The organism is Klebsiella sp. HMSC16C06, assembly GCF_001808325.1.
GTDB classification, from domain to species: domain Bacteria; phylum Pseudomonadota; class Gammaproteobacteria; order Enterobacterales; family Enterobacteriaceae; genus Klebsiella; species Klebsiella variicola.
Genome location: NZ_KV792996.1, coordinates 178,374 through 195,266 on the forward strand (window position 1 = coordinate 178,374; position 16,893 = coordinate 195,266).

The window sequence follows — 16,893 nt, forward strand, 5'->3', positions numbered from 1 at the left end:
TTTCATGGAGAATCCGTACTGCAACTCAGTCGTTTTTGCGAAAGGAATCCCCATCTCTCTCTACGCCTTCGGGCACCACCGACTGGACCGGGTATATTCTAAATAGTTCGAGCTGCGGAAAGGCGGCAAGTGTACGAGCTCCCCTGAGCATAGATAACGATGTGACTGGGATGATCGAGCGCAGCCAACGCATCCGTTGTTTGAAATAGGACGAATAAAAATAAATAAAGGTCCGGCGGATATATGCAAACAACATCACAGTTTTGGAGCAGAATAATGAGTATTTCCTTGAAGAAATCAGGGATGCTGAAGCTTGGTCTGAGCCTGGTCGCCATGACCGTCGCCGCCAGCGTGCAAGCGAAAACCCTGGTTTATTGTTCTGAAGGCTCGCCGGAAGGCTTTAACCCACAGCTCTTCACCTCTGGCACCACCTATGACGCCAGTTCCGTACCGATCTATAACCGCCTGGTCGAATTTAAAACCGGTACCACGGAAGTTATTCCAGGGCTTGCTGAGAAATGGGAAGTCAGTCCTGATGGCAAAACCTATACTTTCCATCTGCGCCAGGGCGTGAAGTGGCAAGATAATAAAGACTTCAAACCCACCCGTGACCTGAACGCCGATGACATCGTGTTCTCCTTCGATCGCCAGAAGAATACCAATAACCCGTACCATAAAGTTTCTGGCGGCAGCTATGAATACTTTGAAGGGATGGGGTTACCGGACCTGATTAGCGAAGTGAAGAAAGTGGACGATAAAACCGTCCAGTTCGTCCTGACTCGCCCGGAAGCGCCGTTCCTCGCTGACCTGGCCATGGACTTCGCCTCTATCCTGTCGAAAGAGTATGCCGATAACATGCTGAAAGCCGGCACGCCGGAAAAAGTGGACCTCAATCCTATCGGTACCGGCCCATTCCAGCTGCTGCAGTACCAGAAAGATTCCCGCATTCTGTATAAAGCCTTCCCGGGCTACTGGGGTACCAAGCCGAAGATCGATCGTCTGGTCTTCTCCATCACCCCGGACGCTTCCGTGCGCTATGCCAAACTGCAGAAAAATGAGTGCCAGGTGATGCCGTACCCGAACCCGGCGGACATCGCGCGCATGAAGGAAGATAAGAACATTACCCTGCTGGAACAGCCGGGCCTGAACGTCGGTTATCTCTCCTTCAACACCGAGAAGAAACCGCTGGACGACGTCAAAGTTCGTCAGGCGCTGACCTACGCGGTGAACAAAGAAGCGATCATCAAAGCCGTTTACCAGGGCGCAGGCCAGGCGGCGAAGAACCTGATCCCGCCGACCATGTGGGGCTATAACGACGACGTTAAGGACTACACCTACGATCCGGAGAAGGCGAAACAGCTGCTGAAAGAAGCGGGCCTGGAAAAAGGCTTCACCATCGACCTGTGGGCAATGCCAGTACAGCGTCCGTACAACCCGAATGCTCGCCGTATGGCTGAAATGATCCAGGCTGACTGGGCGAAAGTCGGGGTCCAGGCCAAGATTGTTACCTATGAGTGGGGTGAATATCTGAAGCGGGCGAAAGCGGGCGAGCACCAGACCGTAATGATGGGCTGGACCGGTGACAACGGGGATCCGGATAACTTCTTCGCGACCCTGTTCAGCTGCGCCGCAGCGAAAGACGGCTCCAACTACTCGCGCTGGTGCTATAAGCCGTTTGAAGATCTGATTCAGCCGGCCCGCGCTACCGACGACCACAACAAGCGTATTGAACTGTACAAACAGGCTCAGGTAGTGATGCATGACCAGGCTCCGGCGCTGATCATCGCCCACTCCACCGTCTATGAGCCGGTGCGTAAAGAAGTCAAAGGCTATGTGGTGGATCCGCTGGGCAAACACCACTTCGATAACGTCTCCGTCGAATAATAAGCACGATGCCTGACCTCCTCTCCCCGCGCGGGAGAGGTAGGGGGCGTATTCCCGCTATTCCGGGGAATGCTTTTGTGAGCAATACAGACGCCCTGTCGCCAGGCGGGGCGTCACTAGAGAGAATCCGGGTTATGTTGCAGTTTATTCTCCGACGTCTGGGACTCGTCATCCCGACATTTATCGGTATCACCCTTCTCACCTTTGCCTTCGTCCATATGATCCCCGGCGATCCGGTGATGATTATGGCGGGTGAACGTGGTATTTCCCCCGAGCGTCACGCGCAGCTGCTGGCCGAAATGGGCCTTGATAAGCCGCTGTGGCAGCAATATGCCCATTACATTTGGGGCGTACTGCACGGTGATTTAGGCATCTCGCTGAAAAGCCGCATTCCCGTGTGGCAAGAGTTTGTCCCGCGCTTTAAAGCCACCCTTGAGTTGGGCGTTTGCGCGATGATTTTCGCTGTCGCCGTCGGTATTCCGGTGGGCGTGCTGGCTGCGGTAAAACGCGGATCCATCTTTGACCACACCGCCGTGGGTCTGGCGCTGACCGGCTACTCGATGCCTATCTTCTGGTGGGGCATGATGCTGATTATGCTAGTTTCGGTGCAGCTGAATCTGACGCCGGTCTCCGGGCGTATCAGCGATACGGTGTTCCTTGACGATACTCTGCCGCTGACCGGCTTCATGCTGATCGACACCGCCATCTGGGGCGAGCAGGGCGACTTTATTGACGCCTTAATGCATATGATCCTGCCAGCTATCGTGCTGGGCACCATCCCGCTGGCGGTGATTGTGCGTATGACCCGTTCGTCGATGCTGGAAGTGCTCGGCGAAGACTATATTCGTACCGCGCGCGCCAAAGGGCTGACCCGGATGCGAGTGATTGTGGTCCACGCGCTGCGCAACGCGATGCTGCCAGTGGTTACGGTCATTGGCCTGCAGGTGGGCACGCTGCTGGCGGGCGCCATCCTGACGGAAACCATTTTCTCATGGCCTGGTTTAGGCCGCTGGCTGATCGACGCGCTGCAGCGTCGCGATTATCCGGTGGTGCAGGGCGGGGTGCTGCTGGTGGCGACGATGATTATCCTCGTCAACCTGCTGGTCGACCTGCTGTATGGCGTGGTGAACCCGCGTATCCGGCATAAGAAGTAAGGGGCCATCATGTCACAAGTTTCTGAGAATAAAGCGATTGCTGCACCGGTGCCAATGACCCCGCTGCAGGAGTTCTGGCACTATTTCAAACGCAACAAAGGCGCGGTCGTCGGTCTGGTATACGTGGCGGTGATGATTATCATCGCGGTGTTCGCCAACTTCCTCGCCCCGTATAACCCGGCGGATCAGTTCCGTGATTCGCTGCTGGCGCCGCCGTTCTGGCAGGATGGCGGCAGCCTGGCGCATCTGCTCGGCACCGACGACGTGGGCCGCGATATTCTGTCGCGTCTGATGTACGGCGCCCGCCTGTCGCTGCTGGTGGGCTGCCTGGTGGTGGTCCTGTCGCTGATCCTTGGCGTGGTGCTCGGTCTGGTGGCGGGCTATTTCGGCGGGGCGGTGGATTCCATCATCATGCGCGTCGTCGATATTATGCTGGCGCTGCCGAGCCTGCTGCTGGCGCTGGTGCTGGTGGCTATCTTCGGGCCATCTATCGTCAACGCGTCGCTGGCGCTAACCTTCGTGGCGCTCCCGCACTATGTGCGTCTGACGCGCGCCGCGGTGCTGGTGGAGGTCAACCGCGACTACGTGACCGCTTCCCGCGTAGCGGGCGCCGGCGCGATGCGCCAGATGTTCGTCAATATTCTTCCCAACTGTCTCGCGCCGCTGATCGTTCAGGCGTCGCTGGGCTTTTCTAACGCCATTCTCGATATGGCAGCGCTGGGGTTCCTCGGCATGGGCGCGCAGCCGCCGACGCCTGAGTGGGGCACCATGCTCTCCGACGTATTGCAGTTCGCGCAAAGCGCCTGGTGGGTGGTGACCTTCCCGGGCGTGGCGATCCTGCTGACGGTGCTGGCATTTAACCTGATGGGTGACGGTCTGCGTGACGCGCTCGATCCCAAACTGAAGCAGTAAGAGGTTCGAGATGGCGTTATTAAATGTAGATAAATTATCGGTGCATTTCGGCGATGAGAACGCGCCGTTCCGCGCCGTAGACCGCATCAGCTATAGCGTGAATCAGGGTGAAGTGGTCGGTATTGTGGGGGAGTCCGGTTCCGGTAAATCCGTCAGTTCGCTGGCGATTATGGGCCTGATTGACTATCCCGGCCGGGTGATGGCGGACAAACTGGAGTTCAATGGCCGCGACCTGCAGCGCATCTCTGAAAAAGAGCGGCGTCAGCTGGTGGGGGCGGAAGTGGCGATGATCTTCCAGGATCCGATGACCAGCCTCAATCCGTGCTATACCGTCGGCTACCAGATTATGGAAGCGATCAAAGTTCATCAGGGCGGCAATAAGCAAACTCGCCGTCAGCGGGCCATCGACCTGCTGAACCTGGTGGGCATTCCCGATCCGGCGTCGCGGCTCGACGTTTACCCGCACCAGCTTTCCGGCGGGATGAGTCAGCGCGTGATGATCGCGATGGCGATTGCCTGTCGGCCAAAACTGCTGATTGCCGATGAACCGACCACCGCACTGGACGTGACTATTCAGGCGCAGATCATCGAGCTGCTGCTGGAGTTGCAGCAGCAAGAGAATATGGCGCTGGTGCTGATCACCCACGACCTGGCGCTGGTGGCCGAGGCGGCGCATAAAATTATCGTCATGTATGCGGGTCAGGTGGTGGAGACCGGTGATGCGAAGGATATCTTCCGCGCGCCGCGTCATCCGTACACCCAGGCGCTGCTGCGCGCGCTGCCGGAGTTCGCCCAGGATAAGGCGCGTCTGGCGTCGCTGCCGGGCGTGGTGCCGGGGAAATATGACCGTCCTGTCGGCTGTCTGCTGAACCCGCGCTGCCCCTATGCCACGGATAAATGCCGGAGCGAAGAGCCCGCGCTCGCGGATCTTACCGGCGGCCGTCAGTCTAAATGTCACTACCCACTCGATGATGCCGGGAGGCCTGGATTATGAGTACGCAAAAGGCCGCCACGCAACAACCGCTGTTGCAGGCCATTGATCTGAAAAAACACTACCCGGTGAAGAAGGGAATATTCGCCCCGGAACGACTGGTGAAAGCGCTGGACGGCGTCTCCTTTACCCTTGAGCGTGGTAAAACGCTGGCGGTGGTGGGAGAGTCGGGCTGCGGCAAATCGACCCTCGGTCGTCTGCTGACAATGATTGAGATCCCCACCGGCGGTGAGCTGTATTATCAGGGGCAGGATCTGCTTAAGCACGACCCGCAGGCGCAGAAGCTCCGGCGGCAGAAAATCCAGATTGTGTTCCAGAACCCGTATGGTTCGCTAAACCCGCGTAAAAAAGTGGGGCAGATTCTGGAAGAGCCGCTGTTGATTAACAGCAGCCTGAGTAAAGAGCAGCGCCGTGAAAAAGCGCTGGCGATGATGGCGAAGGTCGGCCTGAAAACCGAGCATTACGATCGCTACCCGCATATGTTTTCCGGCGGTCAGCGCCAGCGTATCGCTATTGCCCGCGGGCTGATGCTGGATCCGGACGTGGTGATTGCCGATGAGCCGGTTTCCGCGCTGGACGTTTCGGTACGTGCCCAGGTGCTGAACCTGATGATGGATCTGCAGCAGGATTTAGGGCTGTCCTACGTGTTTATCTCCCACGACCTGTCGGTCGTCGAGCACATCGCTGATGAAGTGATGGTGATGTATCTCGGCCGCTGCGTGGAGAAGGGCACCAAGGACCAGATCTTCAACAATCCGCGTCATCCGTACACCCAGGCGCTGTTGTCGGCGACGCCGCGTCTGAATCCGGACGATCGGCGCGAGCGGATCAAGCTGACCGGCGAACTGCCGAGCCCGCTGAACCCACCGCCGGGCTGCGCCTTTAACGCGCGCTGCCGTCGACGCTTTGGTCCCTGCACCCAGCTTCAGCCGCAGCTTAAGGATTACGGCGGCCAGCTGGTAGCCTGCTTTGCCGTCGATCAGGATGAGAATCCGCAAAAACCCCACGCCTGATGGCACACTCCCGGTCCCAGGACCGGGAGTTTCTCTTCCGCCGGAGAGGAAACCTGGCAACACCGTTTATTACCGCAGTTTCTGCCATACTCTCGGAGCATTCTTCGTCGATTATCCGAAAAAATAAGCCTTTCAGTCCATTTTTATAGAATTAAAGAGAAATTAAAATGGTTCAGGTTTATTCTTTCGTTCAACTGACGCTATGATTTCATCATGGCGTAATACTTTTATATAAAAACGACTGGGAAGCGCGATGGTTGCGGGAGTTAAGGATGTACGCATACCTAAAAAATGGGGCTATCCTTCTGAAAGGGAAGTGTTAGTGTAGCGATACTTCTGCCGTGGAATCATCCCAAAAATCAAATTCTAAACTATTATAACCCTGTCAATCGTGTGTATTGGTACGTCACCACCGGCGCTTTATCTGCCATACCAGAAGCGTCACGATATTTTTAATATACCCAGAAAATAACAACAAACTTAATATGAAATTTTTAAAATCATGAGGTTATCAATGAACCATTATGATGATCTGCAGCGCTTTCAAGAAAAAACGCGGACGCAAAACCTCAAATTTCAGGATCTTTCTTCGCAAGCCGCCACGCGGGAACATGGGGATTGGGCGATCCTCAATCAGCTGAATCCCGACGCCGGGAAACCCGCTTCTCTGGCGCTGGGAGGGTCGGTCTCCGCGCCGCTGCCGCAGCCCGTGCCTGCGGATCTCTTCCAGCGTGTCGACCCTGTGGTCGCCGCGCCAGCATCACCTCCGGTTGCGCCAGTCCCCCCAGTTATTGCCGCGATCCCACTGCCGGTCGCAGAACCTGCAATGCCGGAACCTGTCGCTCCGGCGCCGGCGATGACGTCAGAGCCCTTGGCAGCGACGCCAGTACCTGAACCGGTGATGTCCCCGCCGCCGAGGATGGCCCCGCGGCCTGCGCCGGGCGCCGACAACTATGCCCACCTGTTCGCGGCAAAAACCGCGGAGCCGGTGGCGAAAAATAAAGACCAGCCTTTGAAATCTCTTCTGGAAAGGATCGCTACATGCCGTTGATTTGCGTCTGTTCACCGAAAGGTGGCGTGGGGAAAACGACCCTTGCGGCCAATTTAGCTTATTCGCTGGCGCGGACCGGCAGCAAAGTCCTGGCGCTGGATTTTGACGTCCAGAATGCGCTGCGTTTGCATTTTGGCGTGCCGTTGAGCGATGAGCGGGGCTACGTGGCGAAGGCGCTGGAACTGCATGACTGGAGCCAGTGTGTGCTGAGCGCCGGCAGCAATATTTTCGTCCTGCCTTACGGCGAAGTGAGCGAAGCGCAGCGTCAGGCGTTTGATGAGCAACTGACCCACAATGACCATTTTCTCCAGCGCGGTCTGTCGGCGCTGCTCAACTATCCCGGGCTTATCACCATCGCCGATATGCCGCCAGGGCCTTCACCGGCGCTGAAAGCCCTGACGGGGCTGGCGGATCTGCATCTGATCCCGCTGCTGGCGGATACCGCCTCAATGTCGACCCTGGCGCACGTGGAAAAGCAGCGCCTGACCGGCGGGGCGCTGAATCACAAGCACGGGCACTATTTCGTCATAAACCAAAGCGATAGCCGTCGCCAGGTCAGCCGGGACGTCACCAGCCTGATGGAAGAGAAACTGGGCGAGCGACTGCTTGGCGTGATCCATCGTGATGAAAGCGTGGTAGAGGCTAATGCCTCGCAGAAGTCGATCCTGGACTTCAACGCCTCCTCCGCAGCGGCCTTTGATATTGAAATCATGGCTAAAAAAATATCTTCGCTGTTGGGTATCCATATTGGCGATGGCACGGTGCACAGCCAGCCACGCATGTCAGGGCTTTAACTTATTGCAGGGCTGCTGAATGAAAAAATCTCTTTTTTGGTTGCTGGCGCTGGTGCTGTCTCCCGTCGCCGTGCTGGTGGTGATCACGCCGATGGACAGCCAAAAGCAGTATATTTTTGGTCTGCTTAGTATCGGTATTCTCTTTCTGATGGGCTTCAGCAAGCGCCGCAGCGTATCGGTCATTATGGTCGTCACGTCGCTGCTGATGTCCACGCGTTACATGTATTTTCGCCTCACGCAGACCCTGCACTTCAACTCATCCATTGAAGCCATTCTCGGGATGGGACTCTTTCTGGCGGAAGTTTATATCTGGGTGATGCTACTGCTTAACTACCTGCAGACGGTCTGGCCGCTGAAGCGCGGCATTGTTCCACTGCCGGATGATATGAGTAAGTGGCCGACGGTCGATATCTATATCCCGAGCTATAACGAACCGTTAGAGGTGGTGCGCGATACCGTCCTGGCGGCACAATGCATTGATTATCCAAAAGATAAAATGAAGATCTATCTTCTGGATGATGGCAAACGCAGTGAGTTTGCCGTGTTCGCCGCCGACGTCGGCGTGGGCTATATCACCCGTAACGACAACAAGCACGCCAAAGCGGGGAACCTTAACCATGCGCTGACCCTGACCCACGGGGAGCTTATCTGCGTTTTCGACTGCGACCACGTCGCCACGCGCGTCTTCCTGCAGGCCACCGTCGGCGGTTTCCTGAAAGATCCGATGCTGGCTCTGGTGCAGACGCCGCACTATTTCTATTCCCCGGACCCGTTTGAACGTAACCTCTCCGTCGGGCGCAACATCCCGAACGAAGGGATGTTGTTCTATGGCCCGATTCAGCAGGGGAACGACAACTGGAACGCCACCTTTTTCTGCGGCTCCTGCGCGGTGATCCGCCGCGAGGCGCTGGCGCAGATCGGCGGTTTCGCTGTCGAAACGGTGACCGAAGATGCCCATACGGCGCTGAAGTTTCAGCGTCTGGGATGGAAGTCGGCCTTTCTCGATATTCCGCTGGCGGCTGGTCTCGCCACCGAACGTCTGGTGGTGCACGTCATCCAGCGAACCCGCTGGGCGCGCGGGATGACGCAGATCTTTCGCGTCGATAATCCCCTGTTTGGTCGCGGCCTGACCTTCCAGCAGCGCTTGTGCTACCTGAGCGCCATGCTCTACTACCAGTTCGCGCTCCCGAGGGTGGTGTTTGTCACCGCCCCGCTGGCTTATCTGCTGTTTAACCTCAATATTATTTACTCTTCAGCGAGCCTGATTGTCTCCTATGCCCTGCCGCATCTGTTCCTCGCTATTTACGTTGGTTCGCGAATGAACGGCCGCTATCGCTACAGCTTCTGGGGGGAGATCTACGATATTGTGCTGGCCTTCCACCTGGTGCTGCCGACACTGGTGACGATGATTTTCCCCAAACGCGGCAAATTCAACGTTACCGATAAGGGCGGGCTGCTTGACGTCGGTTACTTCGATTTCACCGTGGTGCGGCCGCATCTGGTGGTGGCCTGCCTGCTGGCCCTGGGGGTGGTCGTCGGCATCGTCCGGGCGATAGGCCATGACTACTTTGGTTCGGATCCCAACGTTATCGCCCTCAACGTCGGGTGGGGGATCTACAGCCTGATCTTCCTGCTGGCGGCGATTGCCGTAGCGCGCGAAACGCGGCAGGTGCGAAAAACCATTCGTATCGATGTCGACATTCCGGTGGTGATCCATTACGCCAGCGGTATCGTTTCCCGCAGCCATACCGCGGACCTGTCGATGGGCGGCTGCCGCGTGGCCGCGCCGGATATGCGCCATCTGGAGGATGATATCGAAGAGATTGAGCTGATCCTGCAGTCCGGGGCTATCTCCATTCCGGCTCAGCTGGTCACCTCAGACGAGCGCTTCCTGCGCCTCAAGTTTGATGAAGATATTCCTCTCTCGCGCCGCCGTGAACTGGTGCGGGTGGTGCTGGCCCGCGCGGATGCCTGGATTAATCCGCCGCGCCCGCAGGATAACCCGTTCCGCTCCTTCTTCACCATTTTGCGCTGCGTGTTCGAACTGTTCTGGTTGACGTGGAAAACCCGTCGCAGCCAGCGCAGCCGGACGGCTGTGGCGAAAACGGCGCAGGAGGATGGGACGTTATGAAGCGATTAACGACGCTGGCGCTGCTGGCGGGGATGTTCTCTGCGCCTGCGCTGCACAGTGAAGAGCCGGCTACTGGCGCTTCAGCTCCGCTGAGTTTTCCGCAGCTCAACGGCGCGGCGGACAATGAGCCCGGTGACGAACCTCCGGCGGCCGCTCCGGAAGAGGCCACGCCAGCGGTAGCGCCCGCCCCCGCAGGCGATGCGGCGTTGACAACGCCTGTGCCTGAGATGCCCGCAGTAACCCCGCCGGTGAGCGACACGGTTGCGCCCGATGTCATCCCCGTCGCCCCGGTTTGGGGAGGCGATCTGAATCTGGCGCAAATGGGGATGCCGGATGGCATTATCCTCAGCGGCGGCCAGCGGCAGGGGGGCGTTAGCTTTACGCTGCCTTCCGACCAGGTGGTGATCCATTCCCAGCTCAGCCTTGCCGTCCGCGTATCGCCGGAAATGGCGAGCCGCAACGCCACCCTGCAACTGATGCTCAACGGTCAGCCCCTCGGCACCCTGCCGTTGGGTGCTGATGGCGAGGATGTCTCCCATTATCAGCTGGATATTCCGCCTGCGCTGATGGTCTCCAGCAATAACCTGAGCGTGAAGATCAACGATGGCGATACCCTGCAGTGCCAGCGTGACATTCATGATTCATCGCGGGTGACGGTGCTGCCCACGTCGCATTTCAGCTGGGAAAGCCAGCAACTGAACATCAGCGACGACCTGAGCCACTTCCCACGCCCCTTCTTTGACAGCATGCAGATGACCCCGGCGGACATCGCGGTCGCCTATGGGGCGAAGCCCTCAGCTGACGTCTTCAGCGCCGCGGCGCTGGTCTCTTCATGGCTGGGTATCCAGGCGGACTATCGCGGCATCGCCTTCAGCGCCCTGCGCGATCGCCTGCCGGAACGCCATGGTATTGTGATTGGCCATCCGGGCGAGCAGGTGGGCGGCATGACGCTGCCGGAAACCGATAAACCGCTGCTGCGCGTCATCGCTAACCCTGCCAATCCGGCCTACAAACTGCTGCTGATTGTCGGTAAAAACGATATGGCGCTGCGCATGGCCGCCTGGCGGTTGACCCGCGGCAACTTCGCCCCGCAAACCGCGACGCAGGATGTCGAACCGCAGACCATCCCGGTTGGTAAAGCGTACGATGCGCCGCGCTGGATCCCCACCGATCGTCCGGTCAAGCTCAGCGAACTGTTGCGTAAGGATCAAAGCCCGACCGTCAGCGGCGTCTGGCATGAGCCTTTACGTATCGCCTTTCGCGCCGCGCCCGACCTCTATCTCTGGGATGGCGAGACGATCCCGCTACAGGTTGGCTACCGCTTCCCATCGGAAAGCTGGATTAATGAGGACAAGTCCCTGCTGAGCGTCACGCTCAACGGTACCTTCCTCAATAACCTGGCGATGAACAAGCAGGGGCCGCTGGAGAAAGTCTGGCGCCACCTCGGGGGCGATGCGCGCCAGGAGCGCTTTACCATCCCGCTGGCGCCCTATCTGATCTACGGCGATAACCAGCTGTCGATGTACTTCAATGTGGTGCCGAAGGATGATGTTCCGTGCTCGGTACTGCTGAATAACAATATCAAGAGCCGGATCACTGACGATTCCTGGATTGATTTGAGCAAAACGCGACACTTCTCGCTGCTGCCAAACCTCTCCTATTTCGTTGGCGCCTCATTCCCTTTCTCGCGACTGGCGGACTATTCGCAAACGACGCTTATGCTGCCGGCGGACCCGTCTGAGACCCAGGTGGCCACCCTGCTGAATCTGGCGGCGCGCTCCGGAAATGCGACCGGCACTGCGCTGGCGAATAACCGCGTCGTGCTCGGGATGCCGACCGGTGGCGCGGATCTGCAGTCGCTGCGCGAACGTGACGTGCTGGCAGTCACCGCTCTCGATCAGCAGGCCTTTAACCAGAGCCTGCTGGCTGATTCACCGTATCGTCCGGTGGATAACACACTGAGCGTCCGTGAGCCTGACCTGTGGCAAAAAGTGCAGCGTCGGCTCACCGGCGACTGGACCTCGGCCAGCCTCGATGCCGATCGCTACTTCTCGTCCAGCAGCGCCTGGCGCGGGTTCATCAGCTATCGTTCGCCGTGGAACGCGACTCGCCTGGTGGTGGTGGCGATGGCCAGCAATGATGACCAGCTGGCGCGATTGAAGACCGATCTGGACTCGCCGCGTATCAACGCCGGGATCCGTGGCGATACCGCGGTGATCACCAGTGATAACGGGGTGCGCAGCTTCCAGGTCAGCACGCCGTTCCCCAGCGGTCAGATGCCGTGGTACATGATGGCTGTCTGGTATGCCAGCCAGCATTCCGGTTTCCTGGCGGTGCTGGGGCTGATTGCCACCTCGATAATGGGACTGGCGCTGACCGCGATGTTTAAACGTCATGCCCGTAAGCGTCTGGGTTCGGGGGATAACTAATGAAAAGAAAGATAACAATAACGATGAAAACCTCCCGCCGGCTCACGACGTTCTGCCTCACCGGCGCGTTGACTCTCGGTGCTTCTGGCGGCGCGCTGGCGGCAGGTAACGACGCGGCGCTGCAGGCGCTGTTCGCCCAGGCCAACTACTGGCATGAGAAATCCCATGACGAACTGGCGATGGAGTCCCTGCAGAAGGTGCTTTCGGTCGATGCCAATAACACCCAGGCGCTGTATCTGATGGCGCTCTGGTCGCAGCAGGGTGGCGATATGCAGGCGGCGGCGCAGTGGCGCGCCCGGCTGGCGAAAGCGGCGCCGGACAGCCCGGGGCTGCAGGATTTAGACAACGCTAAAAAGATGTCGCAGGTGCCGCAGGGGCAGCTCAGCCTGGCCCGCCAGCAGGCGCGCGGCGGCAATATTCCCGGGGCGCTGGCGACCTGGCGCAGCATGTTTAATGGCAATACGCCGCCTGCCGGGCTGGCGGCGGAATATTACCTGACCATGGCCAGCGACAAATCGCTTTATCCGCAGGCCATCAGCGAACTGCGCCAGTACGTGGCCCAGCATCCGCAGGAGAACGCCCCGCGGGTGGCGCTGGGCAAAGCCTTAACCTGGCGGGAAGAGACCCGCCGGGAAGGGATCGCTCTGCTTGAGCCGATGGCCAGCGGCAATAAAGAGGCGGACAGCGGCTTGCGTCAGGCGCTGCTCTGGCTGGGCCCGCAGGCCGGGGATGAGCAGTATTACGATACCTGGATGCAGCGGCATCCGCAGGATAGCGAAGTTCAGAATTACTTTCGCGAACGGCGCAGCGGTCAGGCGCGCGGCCAGGGCTATGCCAATCTCAACAGCGGCAATACCGCCGCCGCGAAGCAGCAATTTGAAGAGGTGCTGCAGACCAACCCGCAGGATGCCGATGCGCTGGCGGGCATGGGCTATATCGCGCAGCGCAGCGGCGACTACCAGGCCGCGTCGCAGTATCTGAGCCGGGCGGCGGATCTCGGCGGCGACGCCTCGGCGACCCGTCGTCAGCAGGCGGCCGATGCGCTGTTCTACGGCCAGCTGGCGCAGGCGCAGCAGGCCTATAAGCAGGGCAATATTAGTCAGGCGCTGGCGCTCTCCGCGCCGCTGGCGCAGCAGAGCGGGGCGCGGGGCGCCTCGGCGAAGCTGTTCCGCGCCGATGTGCTGCGGCATAACAAAGATTTGCCCCAGGCGGAGCAAACGCTACGCTCGCTGTTAAGCGACGATCCGCAGAACGCGGCGGGGCGGGAAAACCTCTATTACGTGCTGCGCGAGCAGAATAAATCCGCCGAGGCGCAGGCGATGCTGCAGACGCTCCCGCAGAGCCTGCAGCAAAAACTGCAGCCGCGGGTGGTGGCCGGTATGCCGGGCGATGCCGTGCGCCGTCAGGCCCAGGCGCAGGTCAGCAGCGGTAATCCAGCCGGCGCGATTGCCACTCTGCGCGAAGGCGTCGCCCGTTATCCGGACGATCCCTGGCTGCGCCTTGATCTGGCCCGGCTGTTGCAAAAATCGGGTAACGGTAGCGAGGCCTCTTCGCTGATGTCGGCGGCCTATCGCCCCGGCGCCAGCAACAATGCGCTGTATGCCGCCGCCCTGTTTGCCAGCGAAAACGGCGCCTGGCAGCAGGCGCAGACGCTGCTGGCGCGCATTCCCGGCGGCAGCCAGACCAGCGACATGCGCGATTTACGCCAGCGGGTGAACTACAACCTGCAGCTGGCGACCGCCGAAAACTATCTGGCGCAGGGCAACCGCACTGCCGCCAGCAATACCCTGCGGGCGATGGCCTCCACGCCGCCGAAAGCCCCGGCGGACGCCGGAAAGCTGGCGCGGCTCCTGGCCGAGAGCGGCGACCTGACCACCGCGGTCTCGCTGGTGCGCAACAATATCAGCAGCGGGGTGTCCGGCAACGCCGGTGATTACGCCGATCAGATTGCGGTGCTGAATCAGGCCGGGCTGACCGGCGAGGCGCAGAACCTGCTCAGCAATCCGCAGCTGCAGGCCAGCAGTACGCCGACGCAGCTGGCGAGTATTCGCAACGGCTATGTGATCAACGAAGCCGATCGCCTGCGCGAGCAGGGCAATTACGCTGCGGCGTATGACAAGCTGATCCGCGCCATGCAAAGCGATCCGCAGAATACCGATCTGATGTTCGCGATGGCGCGGTTGTACCAGAGCGGCAAAATGAACAAAGAGGCCGGGGTGGTCTATGACTACCTGATGACGCGCGATACGCCGAACCAGGACGCGCGCGCCGGGGCCATCGACGTGGCGCTGTCGGCGGGGAACAACGATCGTGCCGAACAGCTGGCCGGCGGTTTGCGCCAGGATAACTCCCCGGATCGCTTACTGCTGCTGGCGAGAGTCGCAGAGGCGCAGGGCCATCATCAGCAGGCGATGACCTACCTGCGTAGCGCCCGCGGCAAACTGCTGGGTATGCAAAGCACCAACAGCAGCGAAACGCCAACCGTCGGCGGGGTGCTGGCGGCGGATAACCCCTTCATCGGCGTGTCGCAAACGTCGGCGCCGACGCGAACGGCCTCCGCCTACGGGCAGTATATGCCGTGGCAGGTCGCCCAGTCGGCCGCCGCGCCCGGTTCCACGCTGCCGGGGATCCAGCGCCCCGATCTGCCAGTGGACACCGCCGAGACGCGGATGCTGCGCCAGGTGGACACCATGATGGAGTCGCTGCAGGAGAAAACCGGCAGCTGGCTGCAGGGCGGTATGGACGTGCGCGGGCGCGACGGCGAATCGGGTACCAGCAAGCTGACGGAGCTCCGGACGCCGCTGACCTGGTCTTCTTCGCCATTTGGCGATTCGCGCTTTGACTTTACCGTCACCCCGGTGTCGTTGAACGCCGGAACCGCCAGCGGCGACGCCTGGCGTCGCTACGGCGCCAACCCGCTGGCTAATGCGGTCTCCAATATGGTGAGTACCGCCACCAGCGAGCAGGCGGCGATCGCCTCGATGACCGAGGCGGAGCGGACGGCCTATTTTGCCAGCAATCCGGGGGCCGAAGCCTTAAGCGGCCTGGGCACCCTGAATGCGGCAGATTTCAATCCGACCACCAGCAGCGGGATGGAAAACCTGGCGAAGCTCGGGAGCTATGATTCGGGACAGGTCGCCAGCTATCTGGCCTCTTCCAGCCTTAAGCCGAACGTTGACCAGACCAGCGGCTCAACCGATTCGCAGAAGGCTAACGGCGTCGAGCTGGCGCTGGCGTTAAGCGGTGACGATTATCGCGTCGACATTGGCAGCACGCCGCTGGGCCAGGATCTCAATACCGTTGTCGGCGGGGTGAAATGGTCGCCTAAGCTGAGCAACTACCTGTCGCTGATCCTGACCGGCGAACGCCGCTCACTGACCGACAGCCTGCTTTCTTACGTTGGTCTGAAAGACGCCTATTCCGGTAAAACCTGGGGGCAGGTGACGAAAAACGGCGGCACCCTGCAGCTGAGCTATGACGACGGCGACGCGGGCTTCTATGTCGGCGGTGGCGGATACAGCTATCTGGGGCAGAACGTCGCCAGCAACACCAGCATTAACGCCAATGCCGGGGTCTATCTGCGGCCCTATCATGACGAATACCGCCAGTTGCAGACCGGGTTGAGCATGAGCTATATGGATTATTCCAAGAACCTCAGCTACTTCACCTATGGCCAGGGGGGCTACTTTAGCCCGCAAAACTACGTCAGCGTGTCGCTGCCGGTCAGTCTGACGGAGAAATATGATAACTGGACCATGAAGCTTGGCGGCTCGGTGGGGTACCAGTCTTACAGTCAGGATAAGAGCGCCTATTTCCCGACCAATTCGGAGTGGCAGCAAACCCTGGAAACGGCGGTGAGCAATGGGTTTGCCAAGGAAGCCTACTATTCCGCGACCTCGAAGAGCGGCATCGGCTATACCCTGCGCGCCGGGGCGGACTACAAGGTTAACAAACAGATGACGCTGGGGGGCCAGATTGGCTATGACACCTTCGGGGATTATAACGAAAGTACCGCCGGGCTCTATATCCGCTATATGTTGGGAGATCATTGATGATGACGGAGAACAATAACCCGGTGGTCACGACCTGGTTCCAGCAGCAGCAGACGCCTGCCGGATGGTTCGATCTGTTGGTGATTATGGTCGAAGGTATGTTAAATAATGCCGGCGAGCTGGAAAGCCAGCCCTTCCTGCGTCAGATGGGCGCCTCGCTGGCGGAGACCCATCCGCTGCCGGCGTCGGAGACGGTGGGAGAGCTGGAGGCGAATATCAACCGGCTGCTGACCCATTTCCACTGGGGCGTGGTGACGATTGATGTCGGTGAGGATGGCCTGCGCCTGCGCCATCAGGCGTTGCCGGTCAGCCGGGACGACGCGGGACGCGTGCGTTGGTGCAACGCGTTCTGTGCCATACTGGAGGGGTTATATTCTCGCTGGCTGCAGAGTCAGGGAGGCAGTGCTCATGTCGTTTTACAACGTGAGCGGGTGTTCTCTGTCTCTGACGTTCAGTTTCTTTACTACCATCCATAATGAGTG

At 59.5% G+C, this 16,893-nt stretch carries 10 protein-coding genes and 2 pseudogenes; all 12 read left to right on the forward strand.

All coding sequences use genetic code 11. From position 1 onward, the window contains the following. Positions 1 to 276: 276 nt before the first annotated feature. The 12 genes and pseudogenes from dppA (at position 277) to bcsD (ending at position 16,887) form a co-directional block, all read left to right on the forward strand. Entirely contained in the window at positions 277 to 1,884 is a 1,608-nt protein-coding gene (dppA, locus tag HMPREF3142_RS10685) for a dipeptide ABC transporter periplasmic-binding protein DppA (RefSeq protein WP_012540345.1), read from the forward strand. 134 nt (positions 1,885 to 2,018) lie between these two features. Beyond that, a complete protein-coding gene (gene dppB, locus HMPREF3142_RS10690) occupies positions 2,019 to 3,038 on the forward strand; it encodes a dipeptide ABC transporter permease DppB (protein WP_008806900.1) in 1,020 nt (339 codons plus the stop codon). A gap of 9 nt (positions 3,039 to 3,047) precedes the next feature. After that, complete coding sequence (dppC, locus tag HMPREF3142_RS10695) at positions 3,048 to 3,950, forward strand: dipeptide ABC transporter permease DppC (protein ID WP_012967081.1); 903 nt, start codon at positions 3,048 to 3,050, stop codon at positions 3,948 to 3,950. Between the two features lie 10 nt (positions 3,951 to 3,960). Continuing rightward, a complete protein-coding gene (gene dppD, locus HMPREF3142_RS10700) occupies positions 3,961 to 4,944 on the forward strand; it encodes a dipeptide ABC transporter ATP-binding protein (protein ID WP_012540347.1) in 984 nt (327 codons plus the stop codon). Beyond that, positions 4,941 to 5,954 carry a dipeptide ABC transporter ATP-binding subunit DppF gene (gene dppF / locus HMPREF3142_RS10705; RefSeq protein WP_008806903.1) on the forward strand — a complete coding sequence of 338 codons (1,014 nt, stop codon included), beginning with the start codon at positions 4,941 to 4,943 and terminating at the stop codon, positions 5,952 to 5,954. Before dppD ends, dppF begins: the two co-directional genes overlap by 4 nt. A gap of 24 nt (positions 5,955 to 5,978) precedes the next feature. Continuing rightward, positions 5,979 to 6,152, forward strand: a pseudogene (locus HMPREF3142_RS29400) (hypothetical protein); the annotation flags it as partial. A gap of 316 nt (positions 6,153 to 6,468) precedes the next feature. Further along, a complete protein-coding gene (gene bcsO, locus HMPREF3142_RS10710) occupies positions 6,469 to 7,005 on the forward strand; it encodes a cellulose biosynthesis protein BcsO (RefSeq protein WP_016161937.1) in 537 nt (178 codons plus the stop codon). 1 nt (position 7,006) lies between these two features. After that, positions 7,007 to 7,799 (forward strand): annotated as a pseudogene (locus HMPREF3142_RS10715) (cellulose synthase operon protein YhjQ/BcsQ). A 19-nt stretch (positions 7,800 to 7,818) separates the two neighbouring features. Further along, positions 7,819 to 9,930: a UDP-forming cellulose synthase catalytic subunit gene (gene bcsA / locus HMPREF3142_RS10720; RefSeq protein ID WP_008806906.1), complete on the forward strand. Its 2,112-nt coding sequence runs from the start codon at positions 7,819 to 7,821 to the stop codon at positions 9,928 to 9,930. Then, complete coding sequence (bcsB, locus tag HMPREF3142_RS10725; protein ID WP_070612062.1) at positions 9,927 to 12,359, forward strand: cellulose biosynthesis cyclic di-GMP-binding regulatory protein BcsB; 2,433 nt, start codon at positions 9,927 to 9,929, stop codon at positions 12,357 to 12,359. Before bcsA ends, bcsB begins: the two co-directional genes overlap by 4 nt. Next, positions 12,359 to 16,411 carry a cellulose biosynthesis protein BcsC gene (locus tag HMPREF3142_RS10730; protein WP_070612063.1) on the forward strand — a complete coding sequence of 1,351 codons (4,053 nt, stop codon included), beginning with the start codon at positions 12,359 to 12,361 and terminating at the stop codon, positions 16,409 to 16,411. Before bcsB ends, HMPREF3142_RS10730 begins: the two co-directional genes overlap by 1 nt. After that, entirely contained in the window at positions 16,411 to 16,887 is a 477-nt protein-coding gene (gene bcsD / locus HMPREF3142_RS10735; RefSeq protein WP_008806909.1) for a cellulose biosynthesis protein BcsD, read from the forward strand. Before HMPREF3142_RS10730 ends, bcsD begins: the two co-directional genes overlap by 1 nt. Positions 16,888 to 16,893 lie beyond the last annotated feature (6 nt).